Raw genomic sequence first — 17355 nt, 5'->3', positions numbered from 1 at the left:
ATGGCCCGATCCCGCCTGCTCCCCGACAACTTCACCCTGGCGCTGGTCGCCACCGTCGCGCTGGCCAGCGTGCTGCCGGCCTCCGGCGCCGTGGGTGCCTTCTTCGAGAAGGCCACGGTGGCCGTGGTGGCGCTGCTGTTCTTCATGCACGGCGCCAAGCTCTCGCGCGAGGCCGTGCTCGCGGGCCTGGGCCACTGGCGGCTGCACGTGCTCGTGGTGGCCAGCACTTTCGCGCTGTTCCCGCTGCTGGGCTGGGGGCTCAGGCCCGTGCTGCAGCCGCTGGTGACGCCCGAGCTGTACATGGGCGTGCTGTTCCTGTGCGTGCTGCCGGCCACGGTGCAGTCGGCGATCGCCTTCACGGCGGTGGCGCGCGGCAACATGGCGGCGGCCATCTGCAGCGCATCGGCCTCCACGCTGCTGGGCATCGTGATCACGCCGCTGCTGGTGGGGCTGGTGCTGCCGCACACGGGCACGGCGCAGCAGGACATCCTGGGCAGCATAGGGCGCATCATGCTGCAGCTGCTGCTGCCGTTCGTGGCGGGCCACCTGCTGCGCCCCTGGATCGGCGGCTTCATCGCGCGCCACGCGGCCGCCCTCAAGTTCGTGGACCAGGGCTCGGTGCTGCTGGTGGTCTACACGGCGTTCAGCGCGGCCGTGGTGGCGGGGCTGTGGCGCCAGCTGCCGCTGCCGGCGCTGGCGGGCCTGCTGGTGGTGTGCGCGGTGATCCTGGGGGCGGCGCTCACGGCCACCACCTGGCTGGCGCGGCGCCTGGGCTTTCCCAAGGAGGACGAGATCACCATAGTGTTCTGCGGCTCCAAGAAGAGCCTGGTGAGTGGCGTGCCCATGGCCAAGGTGCTGTTCGCCTCGCAGGCGGCCGGCGCCATCGTGCTGCCGCTGATGGTGTTCCACCAGATGCAGCTCATGGTATGCGCGGTGCTGGCCCAGCGCTACGCGCGGCGCGGCTGACCGCAGCCGTCACTGCCGCTCGCCCTGCGGCGCGGCGGCCTCGCCTTGCGACTGCAGGGGGCGGATGGACGCGTTGGCTTCCAGCACCGGGTAGGCCACGGAGCACAGCAGCGAGTTGATGCGCTTGAGGTCGCTGATGATGTCGATGTGCAGCGAGCTCGTCTCTATGCTCTGGATGGTGTTGTCCGCCAGCCGGTTGAGGTGGGTGGCGGAGTAGGCCAGCTCCAGCTCGCGAAAGCGCGTCTTCTCTTCCAGGAGCTTCTGCGCGTCGCGCGCGTTGCTGGTCAGGAACACGCTCATGGCCAGGCGCAGGTTGGCCACCAGATGGTCGTGCATCTCGTTGATTTCCTGCAGCCCGGCGTGCGAGAACTTGCGCCCCTTCTTGATCTTCTTGTCCTCCACGTCCTGCAGCACGCGCTCGACCAGGTCGCCGATCTGCTCCATGTTGATGGTGAAGCTGATGATTTCCGTCCAGCGCCGCCCCTCGTTCTCGTCGAGCGAGGATCGTGAGATCTTGGTCATGTAGTACTTGATGGCCGAGTACAGGCTGTCCACCTGGTCGTCCATGGCGCGCAGTTCCGCGGCCAGCCGCTGGTCGTCGGTCTGCCACACGGTCTTCAGGCCATTGAGCATGGTCTCCACCAGATCGGCCTGGTGCAGCGCCTCGCGCGCGGCGCAGGAGATGGCCAGGGATGGCGTGGCCAGCGCGGAGGGATCGAGGTGGTGCGGCCGCAGCGGGTTCTTGGCCGGGTCGAGCGGAGGCAGCAGGCGTGTGATCACGTGCGCCACCCATTGCGTGAGGCCGATGAAGCCCACGCTGATGATGATGTTGTACGCCAGGTGGAACAGCACGACGCTGTGCGAGGTGGCGGGCAGGTGGGGCTGTACGAACCGGATCCAGCCGTCGATGAACGGCGCCATGAGCACCACGCCCATCAGCTTGAACACCATGTTGCCCACCGTGACCTGGCGCACTTCCACCGAGGACTTGGCCATGGTCAGCATGGCGGTCAGGCCGTTGCCCAGGTTGGCGCCCAGCACCATCCCGAGGGCCATGTCCAGGGGCACGACGCTCGTGTCGGCCATGGCGGCGATGAGCAGCACCACGGCCAGGCTGGAGTAGGAAACGATGGCCAGCACCGCGCCGATCAGGATCTCGGCGAACACGTCCGAGCCCATCGACTCCAGCACCACGTGGGTGATGGGGGAGGCCATCATCGGCTCGGTGGCCTGGGTGACGCGTTCGAGCGCCAGCAGCATCAGCCCCAGGCCGATGAGGACCCGGCCCACGCGGCCCGAGGTGGTCTCCTGCCGCGACAGATACAGGACGACGCCGACGAAGATGAACAGCGGCGAGAGCCAGGACAGGTCGGTGGAGAAGAGCACGGCCATGAGCGCGGTGCCGATGTCGGCGCCGCGCATCACGGCCAGCGCGGCCGGCAGGGCGATCAGGCCCTGGCCGACGAATGAGGCGGTCATCAGCGAGGTGGCGGTGCTGGACTGCACCAACGCCGTCACGCCGATACCCGACAGCGCCGCCGTGAAGCGGTTGCCCATGCTGCGCGCCAGCAGGCTGCGCAGGTTGGCCCCGAACACCCGCAGTACGCCCACCCGCACGAGGTGAGTGCCCCACACGAGCAGGGCAATGGCGGCTAGCAGGTTGAGCAGATGCTTCATGGAGGACGGTGGTGCAGTGCTATCAGTCTATGAGCATGCCATTTTCATGGAAAGGATAGGGGCCTTCGAAGATTCCCGCAGCCGCAAGGTGCGATACCAGCCGCTGCCCGTCCCAGGCATGGACGCGAAAGGCAGGCGGCTCCAGCATCCAGGCCGAGGGCGCGTCGGGCTGCAGGTCCAGCGCCACCTGGTGCCCCGGCGCGGGGCAGGTGGAGGCGATGGTGCCGCCGAAGCGCACGTCGATGGCGCGGTGCAGGTGCCCGCAGATGATGCGCTCCACGTTGGCGTGGCGCGCCACGATGGCCTCGAACTGCGCGGCGCCTTCGAGCAGGCCGATCCTGTCCATGTGGCCGATGAGCGTGCGAAACGGCGGGTGGTGCATGGCGATGACCACGGGCTCGTCCCGGCAGGCGGCGAGCTCGCGCTCCAGCCACGCCAGGCGCTGGGCGCACAGCGTGCCGTGGCTCTGGCCGGGCTCCACCGTGTCGAGCGCGATCAGTCGCAGCGGACCGACGCGGACGCTGTACTGCACGAATTCGCCGCCGCCCTGCAGGTAGGCGTGCCGAGCGAAGCTGCGGCGCAGCTGCGCGCGCTCGTCGTGGTTGCCGGGCAGCAGGTACACGGGCAGATCGCCGAGCGGCGCCAGCAGCCCGGCCAGGTGCGCGTATTCGGCCTCGCGGCCGAAGTCCGACAGGTCGCCGGTGATGACGACCGCGTCGGGCTTCTGGCGCAGGGCCAGCACGCTGTCCACCGTGCGCCGCAGGTAGGGCGCGGTGTCGATGCGGCCGTAGGCCAGGCGGCCGGGCTCGCGGATGTGCAGGTCTGTGATCTGGACCAGGAAGGTGTAGGGGGTGGAGTTCATGCGCTGGCCTCTGCGGTACTCATCAGGCGTTGCGGGTCGATGCGGATGCCCACCTCGTCGCCGCTGCGGTAGGGCGTGTCGCGTGCCGCGTCGGCCAGCAGCGTGCCGGGCACGCCGGCCGCGCTCAGGCGCAGCTGCACCCGGTCGCCGAGGAAGCTGCGCTGCTCGACCCGCGCCACGCCCCAGCCGTCCTGGCGCGGGCCTATCTGTATGTCTTCCGGGCGCACCAGCAGAGCGCTCTGGTCGAGCGCCGGCGGGCAGGTCAGCGTCGCGCCGCCGATCGTCAGCACGCCGCGTGCGAGCGACTCGGGCGAGCGCTCGATGCGGTTCACCCGGCCGAGGAACTCGGCCACGAAGGGGTGGGCGGGCGCGCGGTACAGGTCCTCGCCGTGGCCCACCTGCACGATGCTGCCGGCGCGCATCACGGCCAGGCGGTCGGCGATGGCCATGGATTCCTGCTGGTCGTGCGTGACGTGGATGGCGGTGATGTGCAGCCGCCGCAGCAGCTCGGCCAGCTCCTCGCGCAACTGCTCCTTGAGCTTGGCGTCCAGGGCCGCGAGCGGCTCGTCGAGCAGCAGAACGCGCGGGCGCACGGCCACGGCGCGCGCCAGCGCCACGCGCTGGCGCTGGCCGCCCGAGAGCTCGCCGGGGCGCTTGGCTTCGAGGCCGGTGAGGCGCGTGAGCTCGACCAGCTCGCCCACGGCGCGGCGCTCCTCGGCGGCCGATACGCCGCGGATGCGCAGGCCGTAGCCGATGTTGGCGGCCACGCTCATCTGCGGAAACAGTGCGTAGCTCTGGAACACCATGCCCACGCCGCGCTGCTCCACGGGGCGGTGGGTCACGTCCTGCTCGCCGAACAGGATGCGCCCGCCCGGGTCCAGCGTCTCCAGCCCGGCGATCAGGCGCAGCAGCGTGGTCTTGCCGCAGCCCGAGGGCCCCAGCAGTGCGAGCACCTCGCCGGGCTCGACGTGCAGGCTGGTGGGCTGCAGGCCGCGCGTGCCGTCGGCGTAGGTTTTGGAGCAGTGGTCGATCTCGACCGGGATGCGTTCAAGTTCCATAGCGTTTTTGCATGAGCTGGGCCAGGGCCTGCAAGGCCCACAGCACCGGGAGAATGACGATGAAGAACACCAGCGTGTAGGCCGAGCCGATCTCGATGCGCATGGACGCATAGCTGTCGGCCAGGCCCACGGGCAGGGTGCGGGTGAGCGGCGTGTGCAGCATCCAGGTCAGGTTGAACTCGCCGACCGAGAGCGTGAACACCATCAGGCCGCCCGCCACGATGGCCGGGAACACGGCCGGCACCAGCACGCCGAGAAAGCGCTGGGGAAAGCTCGCGCCCAGCGTGCGCGCGGCCTCTTCCAGCGCCACCAGGTCGTTGCGCTGGAAGGCCGAGGCCACGGTGCGCACCATGAAGGGCAGGGTGAAGACGATGTGGCCCACGAGGATGAAGGCAAAGCTCTGGCGGAAGGCCGCGATCTGGCCGTAGGCCAGGATCAGCGCCAGTGCCGTCGCCAGGCCCGGCACGGCCACGGGCAGGGTCAGCAGCTCCTCGAAGGCGCGTGCCAGGCGCGAGCGGCTGCGCGCCAGCGCGTAGGCGCAGGGCACGCCGATGGCGGCCGTGGCCGCCACGCTGGCCGCGGCGATGCCCAGCGACCAGCCGACGGTGCCGCCGTAGACGTCCCACACCTCCTGCAGCCAGCGTAGCGTGAAGCCGCTCTTGATGCCCACGCTGTAGTTGTTCACCAGCCCGGCCAGTACCGACAGCAGCATGGGCGCGATCATGAACAGGCTGGTGAGCGCGGTGACCGCGAACAGGAACGGCGCGCGGTTGTGCGTTGGTTGTCGCATGCGATGGGGTCCTTTCGTGCGGCTTTCAGCGCATGGCCTGGCTGCTGCCGAACTGGCGCGTCAGGAACAGCGCCAGCCAGGTGACGAGCCCCAGGGCGATGGACAGCGATGCGGCCAGCGCGAAATTGGCGTAGTTGGTGAACTCGTTGTAGATGGTGATCGGTACCACCTCGAACTTGCTCGCCAGCGTGAAGGCGGTGCCGAACGCGCCCATCGACGTGGCGAACAGGATGGCGCCGCAGGCCACGGTGGTGGGCGCGAGCTCGGGCAGCCACACGTCGCGCACGATGCGCAGGCGCGAGGCGCCCAGCGAGCGCGCCGCCTCCTCGAGCTGCAGGTCCATGGCCTCGGCCGCGGCCGCATAGGTGGCGATGGCGCGCGGCAGCGAGAAGTACAGGTAGGCCAGGAACAGGCCCAGCAGCCCGTAGGCGAAGGTGATGCGCTCGCCGAAGAGCTGGCTGGACAGGTCCGCCACCAGCCCCTGGCGCCCGCCCAGCAGGATCACGAAGAAGCCGATGATCACGCCGGGGAACGACAGCGGCAGCGTCAGCAGCGCCAGCAGCAAGCGCTTGCCGAAGAAGCTGCGCCGCGCCAGGTAGATGCCCACCGTGGCGCCGATCACGAGGGTGGCCAGCGTCACGGCCACCGACAGCAGCACCGTGTTGAGCATGCTCTCCATGTAGCGGCCGTCGGTCAGCACCACGAAATAGGTGCCCCAGCCCTTCTCGGCCGGCAGCGCCAGCAGGCGCAGCACCGGCAGCAGCCAGAAGGCCAGGAAGAACGCGCTCGCCGGAGCCGCGCAGCCGGCGAGCAGCAGGCGCTGGCGCGGGCTCAACGCACTTCCTTCAGGTAGCGGTCGGAGAAGTCGCGCTGCGCGGCGGCCATGCCGGCGTAGTCCACGGTCTTGGCGCGGGCGTATTCCGAGGCCGGCAGGAACTGGGCCTGCACCTCCTTGGGCATGGCGCCGGCGCGCACCGGGCGCAGATAGGCCTTGGCCCAGATGGCCTGGCCCTCGTCGGAGAGCACGAAGTCCAGCACCTTCCTGGCCTCGGCCGGATGGGGCGCTTTGTTCACCAGGCTCATCACGTAGGGCACGACCACCGTGCCTTCGGCGGGAATGACGAACTGCACGTTGGCGCGGTCCTTGTACTTGGCGCGGTAGGCGTTGAAGTCGTAGTCCAGCAGGATGGCGATCTCGCCCGACAGCACGCGCGCATACGAGGTCTGCTTGGGAACGATGGGCTCGTTCTTCTGCAGCGCCTTGAAGTAGTCGATGGCCGGCGCGAAGTTGGCGAGCGTGCCGCCGCGCGCCTCGTTCACTGCGACCGCGCCCACGTAGCCGACGAAGGCCGAGGCCGGGTCGAGATAGCCGATCAGCCCCTTGTAGTCGGGCTTGAGCAGGTCGGCCCAGGACTTCGGCACCGGCTTGCCCTTGAGCGCGTCCACGTTGACCATGAAGCCCAGCGTGCCCGAGTGGATGCTGAACCAGTTGCCGGCCGGGTCCTTCATTCCGTCGGGAATGTCCTTCCAGCCCGCGGGCTGGTAGGGGGCGACCACGCCGTCCTTCTGCGCCTGGATGGCGAAGGTGACGCCCAGGTAGGTCACGTCGGCCACCGGACTGCCTTTCTCGGCCACCAGCTGCGCCAGCGCCTGGCCCGAGTTCTTGTTGTCGGCCGGCACCGTGATGCCGGTTCTGGTCTTGATGGCGCGCAGCTGCGTGCCCCAGTCCGCCCATTCCGTGGGGCAGTTGTAGCAGATGGCGGTCTGCGCCCAGGCGCCGGTGGCTGCCAGGCCGGCGGCTGCCAGCACGCCGATGCGGGCGAAGCGTTGCAGGGTCGAGGTCATGGGGTTTCTCCTTGGGTTGGACAGAGGGTGGATGGGATTTCAAGCCGCGGGGCCCGCGGCGGCGGCGCAGGACTCGCCGCCGCAGAAGCGGTAAGGCAGGCACAGGCTGTCGCCGGCGCCGGGCGGGCTGCCGCGGGCGATGGACTGCACGAGCAGTTCCACGCCATGGCGGCCGATGTCGTGGTTGGGCTGGGCGATGGTGCTCAGGGCCGGGGTGAGGTCCTGGCCGATGGCGATGCCGTCGAAGCCCATGACGGCCAGGTCCTGCGGAACGGACAGCCCCGTCAGGCGCGCGGCGCGCATGCTGCGGATGGCCAGCAGGTCGTTGGAGCAGAACAGGGCGGTGGGCCGCGTGGGCGTCTGCAGGTAGCGCGACAGCGCCTCGACGGCGGTGGCGACGAAGGGCACCTCCACCAGGGGGGGCGCCTGCAGCCCCGCCGCGGCCATGCCGCGCAGGTAGCCGCGGTAGCGCTGCTGCGCACGGTCAGAGGCCGCCAGCGTGCCGCTGACCATGGCGATGCGCCGGTGGCCCAGCGCCGCCAGCCGCGCCACGGCCTCGGCCGATGCGGCCTCGCCGTCCACCGAAATGCAGGGATGGCCGGGGTGGGCGTTGTAGGCCAGCACGTACGGCAGGCCCGCGCCGCGCAGGCGCTCCAGCGCCCGCGAGTCCGACGGGCTGGAGACGACCAGGATCATGCCGTCCACGTTGGCGGCCAGCAGCTGCGCGACGGCCTGCTGCTCCTGCGTTTCCTCGTAGCTCGTCATGACGGGCACGATGGCGTAGCCGCTCGCCGCCGCCGCCTGGGAAATGCCCTGCAGGCACTCGGCAAAGACCGGGTTGAGCAGGGTGGGCAGCACCACACCCAGCACGCGGCTGCGCTGGGTGCGCAGCGTGCGGGCGCTGGCGTTGGGCTGATAGCCGAGCTCGCGCGCTGCGCGCTCCACCAGGTCACGCGTGGCGGGCGCCACCTTGTCGGGAAAGTTGAACGCCCGGGACACGGTCGCGGCCGAGACGCCGGCGCGCGTGGCGACGTTGTGGATGTTCAGGGGTTCCTTGGGCATTGGCGTGGTGATGAAATCGATTTCATTGCACCACGCGAGTATGACGCCGCGATGACACGCGGTCCGACCGGGTTAACCCTGGGGATTGGAGGTCAGCGCTCGCGCCGCACGCGCAGCAACTCGTCGAGGATCAGGCAGGCTGCGCCCACGGTGATCGCCGCGTCGGCGACGTTGAAGGCCGGGAAGTGCCAGCCGCGCAGGTGGAAATCCAGGAAGTCCACCACGTAGCCGTGCTGCAGGCGGTCCACCACATTGCCGATGGCGCCGCCCAGGATGCTCGACAGCGCGAAGCAGAACAGCTTTTGCCCCGGGTGGGCCCGCAGCTGCCACAGGATGAACGCGGCCGTTGCCACGGCGATGCCAGTGAACAGCCAGCGCTGCCAGCCGCCCGCATCGGCCAGGAAGGAGAAGGCCGCCCCGGTGTTGTGCGCGCGCACGATGTTGAAGAAGCTGGTCACGTAGGTCGCGTCGCCCAGGCGGTAGTAGCCCAGGATCAGCGTCTTGGTGAACTGGTCGGCGATGACGAGCAGCACCGCCCAGGCCAGCCAGGGCCACAGGCTGGCGCGCCCGTTGCCGTTGCCGCGCGCCATCAGGCGTGCGCCCGGGGCTCGCCCGCGCCGTAGAGGTTGCTCGTGCAGCGGCCGCACAGCGTGGGGTGGGCGGTGTCCGCGCCCACGTCCGCGCGGTAGTGCCAGCAGCGTTCGCATTTCTCGTTGGAACTGGCCGTAACGCTTATCTGGAGGGCGCTTCCAGCTACCAATGTAATAGTGGAGACAATAAACACGAACTTCAGGTCGTCGCCCAGGCTGGCCAGCAGCTCATGGTCCTCGGGCGCGGCGGCGAGCGTGACGGCAGCCTGCAGCGACGAGCCCACGGTGCCGGCGGCGCGCACGTTCTCGATCTCCTTGTTCACCGCGTCGCGGATCTGGCGCAGGCGCTCCCACTTGGCCAGCAGGGCTTCGTCGGCGGCGGGAATGGTCTGGTAGGTCTCCAGGTAGATGGACTCGGACTGGCCGAAGATCTTCCAGGCCTCCTCGGCCGTGAAGGACAGGAAGGGCGCCATCCAGCGCAGCATGGCGTGCGTGATCTGGTAGAGCGCCGTCTGCGCGCTGCGCCGCGCCGGGCTCTTGGCCGCCGTGGTGTAGAGGCGGTCCTTGAGCACGTCGAGGTAGAAGCCCCCCAGGTCTTCCGAGCAGTACAGCTGCAGCCTGGCGACCACGGGGTGGAATTCGTAGACCTTGTAGTGCGCCAGGATGTCCTGCTGCAGCTCGGCCGCACGCGTGAGGGCGTAGCGGTCGATCTCCAGCATTTCGCCGAACGGCACGGCGTCCGTGGCCGGGTCGAAGTCGCTCACGTTGGCCAGCAGGAAGCGCAGCGTGTTGCGGATGCGGCGGTAGGCGTCCACCACGCGCGCGAGGATCTTGTCGTCGATCGCCAGGTCGCCCGAATAGTCGGTGGCCGCGCACCACAGGCGGATGATTTCGGCGCCGAGCTTGCCGCTGACCTGCTGCGGCGAGACGGTGTTGCCCAGCGACTTGCTCATCTTCTTGCCCTGGCCGTCCACGGTGAAGCCGTGCGTGAGCAGCCCGCGGTAGGGCGCGCGGCCGAAGATGGCGCTGGCCAGCAGCAGCGAGCTGTGGAACCAGCCGCGGTGCTGGTCGTGGCCCTCCAGGTACAGGTCGGCCTCGGGGCCCTCGTCGTGGTGCATGCCGGCGTGCGTGCCGCGCATCACGTGCCAGAAGGTGGAGCCGGAGTCGAACCACACCTCCAGGATGTCGGTGCTCTTGGTGTAGTGCTTCGCGTCCTCGGCGCCCAGGATCTCCTCGGCCGTCACGCGGCTCCAGGCCTCGATGCCGCCCCTCTCCACGATGTCGGCCGCCTGGTCGATAATCTCCATGGTGCGCGGGTGCAGCTCGCCCGAGTCCTGGTGCAGGAAGAACGGGATGGGCACGCCCCAACTGCGCTGGCGCGAGATGCACCAGTCGGGCCGCCCGGCGATCATGTCGCGCAGGCGGGCCTTCCCGTTCTCGGGGTAGAAGCGCGTGTGCTCGATGGCCTCCAGCGCGATCTGGCGCAGGGTCTTCGCGGGCTTCTGGGCCGGGTCGGTGAACACGCCCTCGCCCTCGTCCATGCGCACGAACCACTGCGCCGCGGCGCGGTAGATCACGGGCGACTTGTGGCGCCAGCAATGCGGGTAGCTGTGCGTGATGCCGGACGTGCCCATGAGGCGCCCGGCCACCTTGAGCGCGTCGATGATCACGGGCACGGCCTTCCAGATGGGCTGGCCGCCGAACAGCGGGAAGTCCTGCGCGTACTGGCCGTTGCCCTGCACGGGGTTCAGGATGTCCTCGTATTTCAGGCCGTTGGCCACGCAGGACTGGAAGTCGTCCACGCCGTAGGCGGGCGAGCTGTGCACGATGCCCGTGCCGTCCTCGGCGGTGGCGTAGTCGGCCAAGTAGACGGGCGAGAGGCGGTCGTAGCCCTTGTCCACGTGCGCCAGGGGATGCCTGAAGTTGATGTGGTCAAGTTTCTCGCCCTTGGCCGTGGCGACGGCCCGGCCCGCGATGCCCCAGCGCTCCAGGCATTTCTCCACCAGGGCGCTGGCCACGACGAGCAGGCCGCGCTCGGTATCCACCAGGCTGTATTCCAGCTCGGGGTTGACGTTGAGCGCCTGGTTGGCGGGGATGGTCCAGGCCGTGGTGGTCCAGATGACGGCGAACGCGGGCTTGGACAGGGCGGGCAGGCCGAAGGCGGCGGCGAGCTTTTCGGGATCGGCGGCCGGGAACATCACGTCCAGCGTCTGGCTCTGCTTGTCCTGGTACTCGATCTCGAACTCGGCCAGCGACGAGCCGCAGTCGAAGCACCAGTACACGGGCTTGAGGCCGCGGTACACGAAGCCGCGCTCCATGACCTTCTTGAGGGCGCGCAACTCGCCGGCCTCGCTGGCGTAGTTCATGGTCTTGTAGGGGTTGTCCCATTCGCCGAGCACGCCCAGGCGCTTGAAGTCCACCATCTGCTGTGCGATCTGCTCGGTGGCGAAGGCGCGGCCGCGCGCCTGCATCTCGTCGCGCGGCAGGTTGCGCCCGTGCAGCTTCTCGATGGCGTTCTCGATCGGCAGGCCGTGGCAGTCCCAGCCCGGGGTGTAGAGCGCGTCGAAGCCTTCGAGCTGGCGCGCCTTGACGATCATGTCCTTGAGGATCTTGTTCACCGCGTGGCCGATGTGGATCTGGCCGTTGGCGTACGGCGGGCCGTCGTGCAGGATGAACTTCGGCGCGCCGCGCCGCGCGTCGCGCAGCTTCTTGTACGTGCCTTGCTCGTCCCACTCCTTGACCCAGAGCGGCTCGCGCTTGGGCAGGTCGCCGCGCATGGGAAACGGCGTGTCGGGTATGTTCAGCGTGGTGCGGTAAGCGCTGGCCGGGGCATTCTTGGGTGCGGATTCGGACATGGGGGAAACCTTCAGGTCAGGGGCATTCCAGGCGCGCTGCCTGGAATGGGAGCGAAGTGCAACGGCGGGACAGGGGCGAAGGCGGCCCCGTCAAATTCGGTCGCGGGTGGTCTGGCGACGGGTCTCGGCGTGCTGCGTGGACGCAAAGTACGCGCGAGCATCCTCGCAGTCCTTGGCGATGCCGGCCGTGAGGGCGGCGAGGCTGTCGTACTTCAGCTCGTCGTGCAGTTTGTGCAGGAGTTCCACGCGGATGATTTTACCGTAGGCCCCCTCGGCGCCCAGGTGGGCGGGCCAATCCAGGCAGTGCGTCTCCAGCAGCACGCGCCCGCCGTTCACGTCGCGCGGGTCCAGCGAGGGGCGCACGCCCAGGTTGGCCACGCCGGGCAGGGGCTGGTCGTGCAGGCCGTGCACCAGCACGGCGAAGATGCCGCTGGCGGCCGGCTTCCAGTGCGCGAAGCGCAGGTTGAGCGTGCGAAAGCCGTCCTGGTGCGCGCCGCTGGCGGCCGAGCGGCCGAGCTGGCGCCCGAGCTTGCGGCCGTGCACCACGTGGCCGGAGATGGCGTAGGGCCGCCCCAGCAGGCGCGCGGCCTCCTGCATGTCGCCGGCGGCCAGGGCCTCGCGCACGGCGGTGCTGGACACGCGCAGGCCGTGTACCTCGTAGCTGTTCATGCGCGCCACCTCGAAGCCGTGCGCGGGGCCGGCGGCGTCCAGCATGGCGTAGTCGCCCGCGCGCTGGCTGCCGAAGCGGAAGTCGTCCCCCACCAGCAGGTAGCGCGCGCCCAGGCCCCGCACCACCACGTCCTCGATGAAGGCCTGGGGCGACTGGCACGCCAGCCGCTCGTTGAACGGCAGCACGACGGTCTGCTGCACGCCGCAGCGCGCAAGTTCGGACAGCTTGTCGCGCAGCGTGCCTATGCGCGCGGGGGCGAGCTCGGGCCGCCTGTGCAGGCCCGCGAAGTAGTCGCGCGGATGCGGCTCGAAGGTCAGCACGCAGCTTTGCACGCCGCGGTGCTCGGCCTCGTTGTTCAGCAGCGCCAGCATGGCCTGGTGGCCCCGGTGCACGCCGTCGAAGTTGCCTATGGTGAGGGCGCAGGCCGGCGCCACCTGGGGATGATGGAAGCCGCGGAATATCTTCATCGAATTGCTTTTCTTTTGATAGCGATTGGCGCAAGTCCATCAAGCGCTTAGCGCAAATTTCGTCGAAAAGAGTATATTGTGCGCTACCGGCGGCCCCAGGTGCGGGGTGGCTGGCGAGACATGATTCTTGTGCATCGAGGCAGGAGGCGTGTGGTGAAGGTCTTGAAGCTGTCGGCCCAAGGGCTGCCGCAATCGTGGATATCGCTGGAGCAGGCGGTTACGCATTACGCCGCGGGCGAGGTGCGCTGGGAGATCGGCGCGCAGGTCGCGCTGTTTCGCGGCGGGCACAACGCCATCACGGGCGAGCAGTCGCAGATCGCGGTGAGCAGCATCATAGGCACGCGCGGCGTGCCCCACATCAACCCCTTCGACCTGCGCCCCAGCCTCACCAACGCCAAGCTGTTCGTGCGCGACCGCAACATCTGCGCCTACTGCGGCGGGCATTTCCCGGAGCACGAGCTCACGCGTGAGCACATCGTGCCCTATGCCAGCCAGGGCGCGGACCACTGGATGAACGTGGTCACCGCCTGCCGCTCCTGCAACCACCGCAAGGGGCCGCGCACACCCGAGCAGGCCCGCATGCCCCTGCTGTACGCGCCCTACGTGCCCAGCCTGTGGGAAGACTTCATCCTGCGCAACCGGCGCATCCTGGCCGACCAGATGGAGTTCCTGATGGCGCATGTGCCCAAGTCGTCGCGGCTGCTCAGCTGATTACAAGTAAAAAACCGCGCTGGGCGCGGTTTTCTGCATGGAGCCGGGGGCGCCTCAGGCGAACACGCCCGCCGTGTCCTGCATGCGCGCCGACACCTCGCCCAGGTGGTGCAGCGTGTCGCCCCAGGTCATCTCCAGCTGCGTGAGCGTCTTGAAGTAGTGGCTCACGATGTACTCGTCGGTCACGCCGATGCCGCCGTGCAGCTGCACGGCCTGCTGGCCGACGAAGCGCATGGACTGGCCGAGCTGCACCTTGGCGCGCGAGAGCGCGCGGCGGCGCTCGTCCCGCGGCGCGCCGAGCTTGAGGCTGGCGTAGTAGCTCATCGAGCGCGCGAGTTCGAGCTGCATCTTCATGTCGGCCGCGCGGTGGCGCAGGGCCTGGAAGCTGGCGATGGGCACGCCGAACTGCCTGCGCTGGTTCAGGTAGTCGAAGGTCACGGCGCAGGTCTGCTCCATGACGCCCACGGCGTAGGCGCATGCGGCGGCGATGCCGATGTCCACGGCCAGCTCCAGCGCGGCCAGGCCGTCCGCGGCGACGAGCGTGGCCGGGGCAGGGGCCAGCCGCACCTCGGCGGCGCGGCTGCCGTCCTGGGTGCCGTAGCCGCGCGTGGCGACGCCGCCGGCATTGCGCTCCACGAGGAACAGCGCGATCCGGCCGTCCAGCTTGGCGGGCACGAGGAAGGCGTCGGCCTGGTCGCCTGTGGGGACTATGCTTTTGGTAGCTGTAAGCGCATGCCCTGTGGGTGTTTTTCCCGCTCCTGCCTCGCAGACGTCGAGGCGGTAGCGCGCCTTGCGTTCCTGGTGCGCGAGCACGACGAGCGCCTCTCCGCCGGCGATGCGCGGCAGCCAGGCGGCCTGCACGGCCTCAGGGGCGTGCTGCGAGAGCACGCCGGCCGCGATGAAGGCCTGCGCCAGCGGCTCCAGAACGATGCCGCGGCCCAGTTCCTCCATGGCCACCATGGCGTCGATGGGGCCCTGGTCCAGGCCGCCGTAGGCTTCGGGCACGGTCAGGGCCGTCAGGCCCAGTTCGGCCAGTTCGCCCCAGGCCGCGCGGTCGAAGCCGCCCGCGGCCACGATGGCGCGACGGCGCTCGAAGGCGTAGCCCTTGTCCACCCACTTGCGCACGGCGTCGCGCAGGGATTGCTGGTCGTCGGAAAAATCGAAGTCCATGGTCTTGTCTCCTCTCAGCCCAGCACGGTTTGAGCCACGATGTTGCGCTGCACTTCGTTGGAGCCGCCGTAGATGGTGGTCTTGCGCAGGTTGAAGTACGTCGATGCGAGCGGGGCGTTGGCTGGCGCGCCGCCGGGGAAGTCGCCCTGCCAGCCGGCGTCCATGGCTTCCTGGATCAGGGGCAGGGCGAAGGGGCCGGAGGCCAGCATCATCAGCTCGGCGTAGCGCTGCTGGATCTCGCTGCCCTTGATCTTCAGCAGGCCGGCGATGTCCAGTGGGTTCTTGCCGCTCTTCTCGGCCGAGAGCACGCGCAGCACGAGCATCTCCAGCGCGACGATGTCCACTTCGAGCAGCGCGATCTGGTCGCGAAAGCGCTGGTCGTCCCACAGGCCCTCGGCCTTGGCGATGCGCTTGAGGCGCTCGAGTTCGCGCTTGCTGCGGTTCACGTCGGCGATGTTGGTGCGCTCGTGCGAGAGCAGGAGCTTGGCGTAGGTCCAGCCCTTGTTCTCCTCGCCGATGAGCTGGTCGGCGGGCACCTCGACGTTGTCGAAGAACACCTCGTTGACCTCGCATTCGCCGTCGAGCAGCCTGATCGGGCGCACCGTCACGCCGGGGCTTTTCATGTCGATCAGCAGGAAGCTGATGCCGGTCTGCGGCTTGCCCTCGCTGCTCGTGCGCACGAGGTTGAACATCCAGTCGCCGTACTGGCCCAGCGTGGTCCAGGTCTTCTGGCCGTTGACGATGTACTTGTCGCCCTTGCGCTCGGCGCGGGTCTTGAGGCTGGCCAGGTCCGAGCCCGAGCCGGGCTCGCTGTAGCCCTGGCTCCACCAGACGTCGCCGCTGGCGATGCCGGGCAGGAAGCGCTTTTGCTGCTCGGGCGTGCCGTAGGCCATGATGACGGGCGCGACCATCACCGGCCCGAAGGGGATGATGCGCGGCGCGCCGGCCATGGCGCATTCCTCCTCGAACAGGTGCTTCTGCACGGCGGTCCAGCCCGGGCCGCCGAACTGCTTGGGCCAGCCGAAGGCCAGCCAGCCCTTCTTGCCGAGGATCCTGGCCCAGCCCTGCATGTCCTCGCGCGTCAGGCGCAGGGCGTTGTGGACCTTGTGGGCGATGTGCGCGGGCAGGTTGGCGCGCACCCAGGCGCGCACTTCTTCGCGGAACGCCTGCTCTTCGGGGGTGAATGCGAGATCCATGCGTGTGTCTCCTGTGAAGAGATATTTGTAGCACGGTCGTTCGTTTTAGCCCTGTCCGGGTGGCGACAGCGGCGCGTCGATGCCCAGTTCGGCGCACAGGCGGCGCACGGTGGCCTGCAGCGCGGCCACCTCGGCCTCCAGCGCCTCCACGCGCGCCTGCAGCGCGGGGCCGGCGGGCGCGCCGGCGCCGGCTGCGGCCTGCAGGGCCTGCACGTCCACCGGGCCGCACAGCAGGTGCGCCCAGCGCGGCTCGCGCGCGCCGGGCGCGCGCGGCAGCAGCACCACGAGCGGGCCGCCTTTCTCGTCGCCGCGCTCCTGCAGCTCCTCGAGGAAGGCCTCGACCGAGGAGATGTCGGCGAAGCGGTGCCAGCGCTCGGCGTTGATGCGCAGCTCGCCCGCCGTCTGCGGGCCGCGCAGCATCAGCAGGCCCAGCAGCACGGCGGACTGCTCGGGCACGCCCACGCCGCGCGGGAAGTTGTGCTCCCAGCGCGTGGCGCGCTGGCTGTTGATCTCCACGGCCAGCGACATGCGGCGCAGCCCTTCCAGCGCCTCCTGCGCCTCGGCGTCGGCGATCTGCATCACCGGGTCGCGGCTGGTCTTCTGGTTGCAGCCGGTCACCAGCGCGTTGAGCGTGAGCGGGTAGCTGTCGGGCACGGTGCGCGCCTTTTCGAGCAGGGTGGCGAGCACGCGGGCCTGCACGGGGGCGAGGGGCTGTTGGCGGGGGTCGAAGGGCATGGCAGGGATAATTGAGGCAAATGAAGAACATCGTGATTCTGATCTCCGGCGGCGGCTCCAACATGGCCGCCATCGTGCGCACGGCGCAGCAGCAGGACTGGGCGCGCACCCTGGGCGCCCGCGTGGCGGCCGTGGTGAGCAACAAGGCCGACGCCAAGGGACTCGCGTTCGCGCGCGAGCAGGGCATCGCCACCGAGGTGCTGGACCACAGGGCCTTCGACAGCCGCGAGGCCTTCGACGCCGCGCTGGCCGAGGTGATCGACCGCCACGACCCCGCCGTCGTGGTGCTGGCCGGGTTCATGCGCATCCTCACGCCGGGCTTCGTCGCGCGCTACGCGGGGCGGCTGGTCAACATCCATCCCTCGCTGCTGCCGGCCTTCACGGGGCTGCACACGCACCAGCGCGCCATCGACGCGGGCTGCAAGTTCGCCGGCTGCACCGTGCACCTGGTGACGGCCGAGCTGGACGTGGGCCCCATCCTGGAGCAGGCCGTGGTGCCCGTGCTCGCAGGCGACACGGCCGACACCCTGGCCGCGCGCGTGCTCACGCAGGAGCACGTGATCTACTCCCGCGCCGTGGCCGGGTTGCTCCAAAAGCAATAGCTTCCAGCGATTGCTGGACAGGGGCGAATTCAAGTCCTGCAGCCATTTTTCGCTCGAATCGGAGGCTCCGCCGCACCTGGCGGCCGGCGCGCCGCGGCA

Annotated in this window: 16 protein-coding genes; 3 read left to right on the top strand and 13 right to left on the bottom strand. The window is 69.4% G+C overall.

What is annotated here, in order from left to right:
• The gene (locus tag ALIDE2_RS18480; protein ID WP_013722877.1) at positions 1–966 is read left to right on the top strand and encodes a bile acid:sodium symporter family protein; all 966 of its coding nucleotides are present in this window, start codon (positions 1–3) and stop codon (positions 964–966) included.
• Between the two features lie 9 nt (positions 967–975).
• Here ALIDE2_RS18480 and ALIDE2_RS18475 read toward each other — a convergent pair whose 3' ends face one another.
• From ALIDE2_RS18475 to ALIDE2_RS18430, 10 genes are all read right to left on the bottom strand, one after another.
• Positions 976–2643, bottom strand: coding sequence for a Na/Pi cotransporter family protein (locus ALIDE2_RS18475; protein ID WP_013722876.1), 1668 nt, complete (start codon positions 2641–2643; stop codon positions 976–978).
• A 22-nt stretch (positions 2644–2665) separates the two neighbouring features.
• On the bottom strand, positions 2666–3505 hold the full coding sequence (locus ALIDE2_RS18470) for a phosphodiesterase (protein WP_013518051.1): 840 nt from the start codon (positions 3503–3505) through the stop codon (positions 2666–2668).
• The gene (locus ALIDE2_RS18465) at positions 3502–4563 is read right to left on the bottom strand and encodes an ABC transporter ATP-binding protein (protein ID WP_013722875.1); all 1062 of its coding nucleotides are present in this window, start codon (positions 4561–4563) and stop codon (positions 3502–3504) included. The genes ALIDE2_RS18470 and ALIDE2_RS18465 overlap by 4 nt, the downstream gene beginning before the upstream one ends.
• Entirely contained in the window at positions 4553–5353 is an 801-nt protein-coding gene (locus ALIDE2_RS18460; RefSeq protein ID WP_013518053.1) for an ABC transporter permease, read from the bottom strand. The genes ALIDE2_RS18465 and ALIDE2_RS18460 overlap by 11 nt, the downstream gene beginning before the upstream one ends.
• A gap of 25 nt (positions 5354–5378) precedes the next feature.
• Positions 5379–6188, bottom strand: a complete 810-nt coding sequence (locus ALIDE2_RS18455; protein WP_013722874.1) for an ABC transporter permease — start codon at positions 6186–6188, stop codon at positions 5379–5381.
• On the bottom strand, positions 6185–7198 hold the full coding sequence (locus tag ALIDE2_RS18450) for an ABC transporter substrate-binding protein (protein WP_013722873.1): 1014 nt from the start codon (positions 7196–7198) through the stop codon (positions 6185–6187). Before ALIDE2_RS18450 ends, ALIDE2_RS18455 begins: the two co-directional genes overlap by 4 nt.
• Before the next feature lie 39 nt (positions 7199–7237).
• The gene (locus ALIDE2_RS18445) at positions 7238–8245 is read right to left on the bottom strand and encodes a LacI family DNA-binding transcriptional regulator (RefSeq protein WP_174764544.1); all 1008 of its coding nucleotides are present in this window, start codon (positions 8243–8245) and stop codon (positions 7238–7240) included.
• A gap of 107 nt (positions 8246–8352) precedes the next feature.
• Positions 8353–8850 carry a signal peptidase II gene (gene lspA, locus ALIDE2_RS18440; protein ID WP_013518057.1) on the bottom strand — a complete coding sequence of 166 codons (498 nt, stop codon included), beginning with the start codon at positions 8848–8850 and terminating at the stop codon, positions 8353–8355.
• Positions 8850–11705 (bottom strand): isoleucine--tRNA ligase, encoded by a 2856-nt coding sequence (gene ileS / locus ALIDE2_RS18435; RefSeq protein WP_013722872.1) that lies wholly within the window; start codon positions 11703–11705, stop codon positions 8850–8852. The genes lspA and ileS overlap by 1 nt, the downstream gene beginning before the upstream one ends.
• 90 nt (positions 11706–11795) lie before the next feature.
• Positions 11796–12842: a bifunctional riboflavin kinase/FAD synthetase gene (locus ALIDE2_RS18430; protein WP_013518059.1), complete on the bottom strand. Its 1047-nt coding sequence runs from the start codon at positions 12840–12842 to the stop codon at positions 11796–11798.
• 153 nt (positions 12843–12995) lie between these two features.
• Between ALIDE2_RS18430 and ALIDE2_RS18425 the strand changes: the two genes are divergently transcribed.
• The gene (locus tag ALIDE2_RS18425) at positions 12996–13553 is read left to right on the top strand and encodes an HNH endonuclease (RefSeq protein ID WP_013518060.1); all 558 of its coding nucleotides are present in this window, start codon (positions 12996–12998) and stop codon (positions 13551–13553) included.
• A 54-nt stretch (positions 13554–13607) separates the two neighbouring features.
• On the opposite strand, the gene ALIDE2_RS18420 is transcribed toward ALIDE2_RS18425, so the two are convergent.
• The 3 genes from ALIDE2_RS18420 to ALIDE2_RS18410 are packed head-to-tail and all read right to left on the bottom strand — an operon-like array spanning position 13608 to position 16654.
• Positions 13608–14723 carry an acyl-CoA dehydrogenase family protein gene (locus ALIDE2_RS18420; RefSeq protein WP_013722871.1) on the bottom strand — a complete coding sequence of 372 codons (1116 nt, stop codon included), beginning with the start codon at positions 14721–14723 and terminating at the stop codon, positions 13608–13610.
• Positions 14724–14737: 14 nt separating this feature from the next.
• The gene (locus ALIDE2_RS18415) at positions 14738–15919 is read right to left on the bottom strand and encodes an acyl-CoA dehydrogenase family protein (protein WP_013518062.1); all 1182 of its coding nucleotides are present in this window, start codon (positions 15917–15919) and stop codon (positions 14738–14740) included.
• A 45-nt stretch (positions 15920–15964) separates the two neighbouring features.
• A complete protein-coding gene (locus ALIDE2_RS18410; protein WP_013518063.1) occupies positions 15965–16654 on the bottom strand; it encodes a YceH family protein in 690 nt (229 codons plus the stop codon).
• Positions 16655–16674: 20 nt separating this feature from the next.
• Here ALIDE2_RS18410 and purN point away from each other — a divergent pair, with 20 nt between their 5' ends.
• Positions 16675–17256 (top strand): phosphoribosylglycinamide formyltransferase, encoded by a 582-nt coding sequence (gene purN / locus ALIDE2_RS18405; protein ID WP_013518064.1) that lies wholly within the window; start codon positions 16675–16677, stop codon positions 17254–17256.
• Positions 17257–17355: the final 99 nt, after the last annotated feature.

The sequence above is a fragment of the Alicycliphilus denitrificans K601 genome (assembly GCF_000204645.1).
Lineage (GTDB): Bacteria > Pseudomonadota > Gammaproteobacteria > Burkholderiales > Burkholderiaceae_C > Alicycliphilus > Alicycliphilus denitrificans.
The sequence above is the reverse complement of the archived record's forward strand: the minus strand, read 5'-3'. Positions and strand labels throughout refer to the sequence as shown.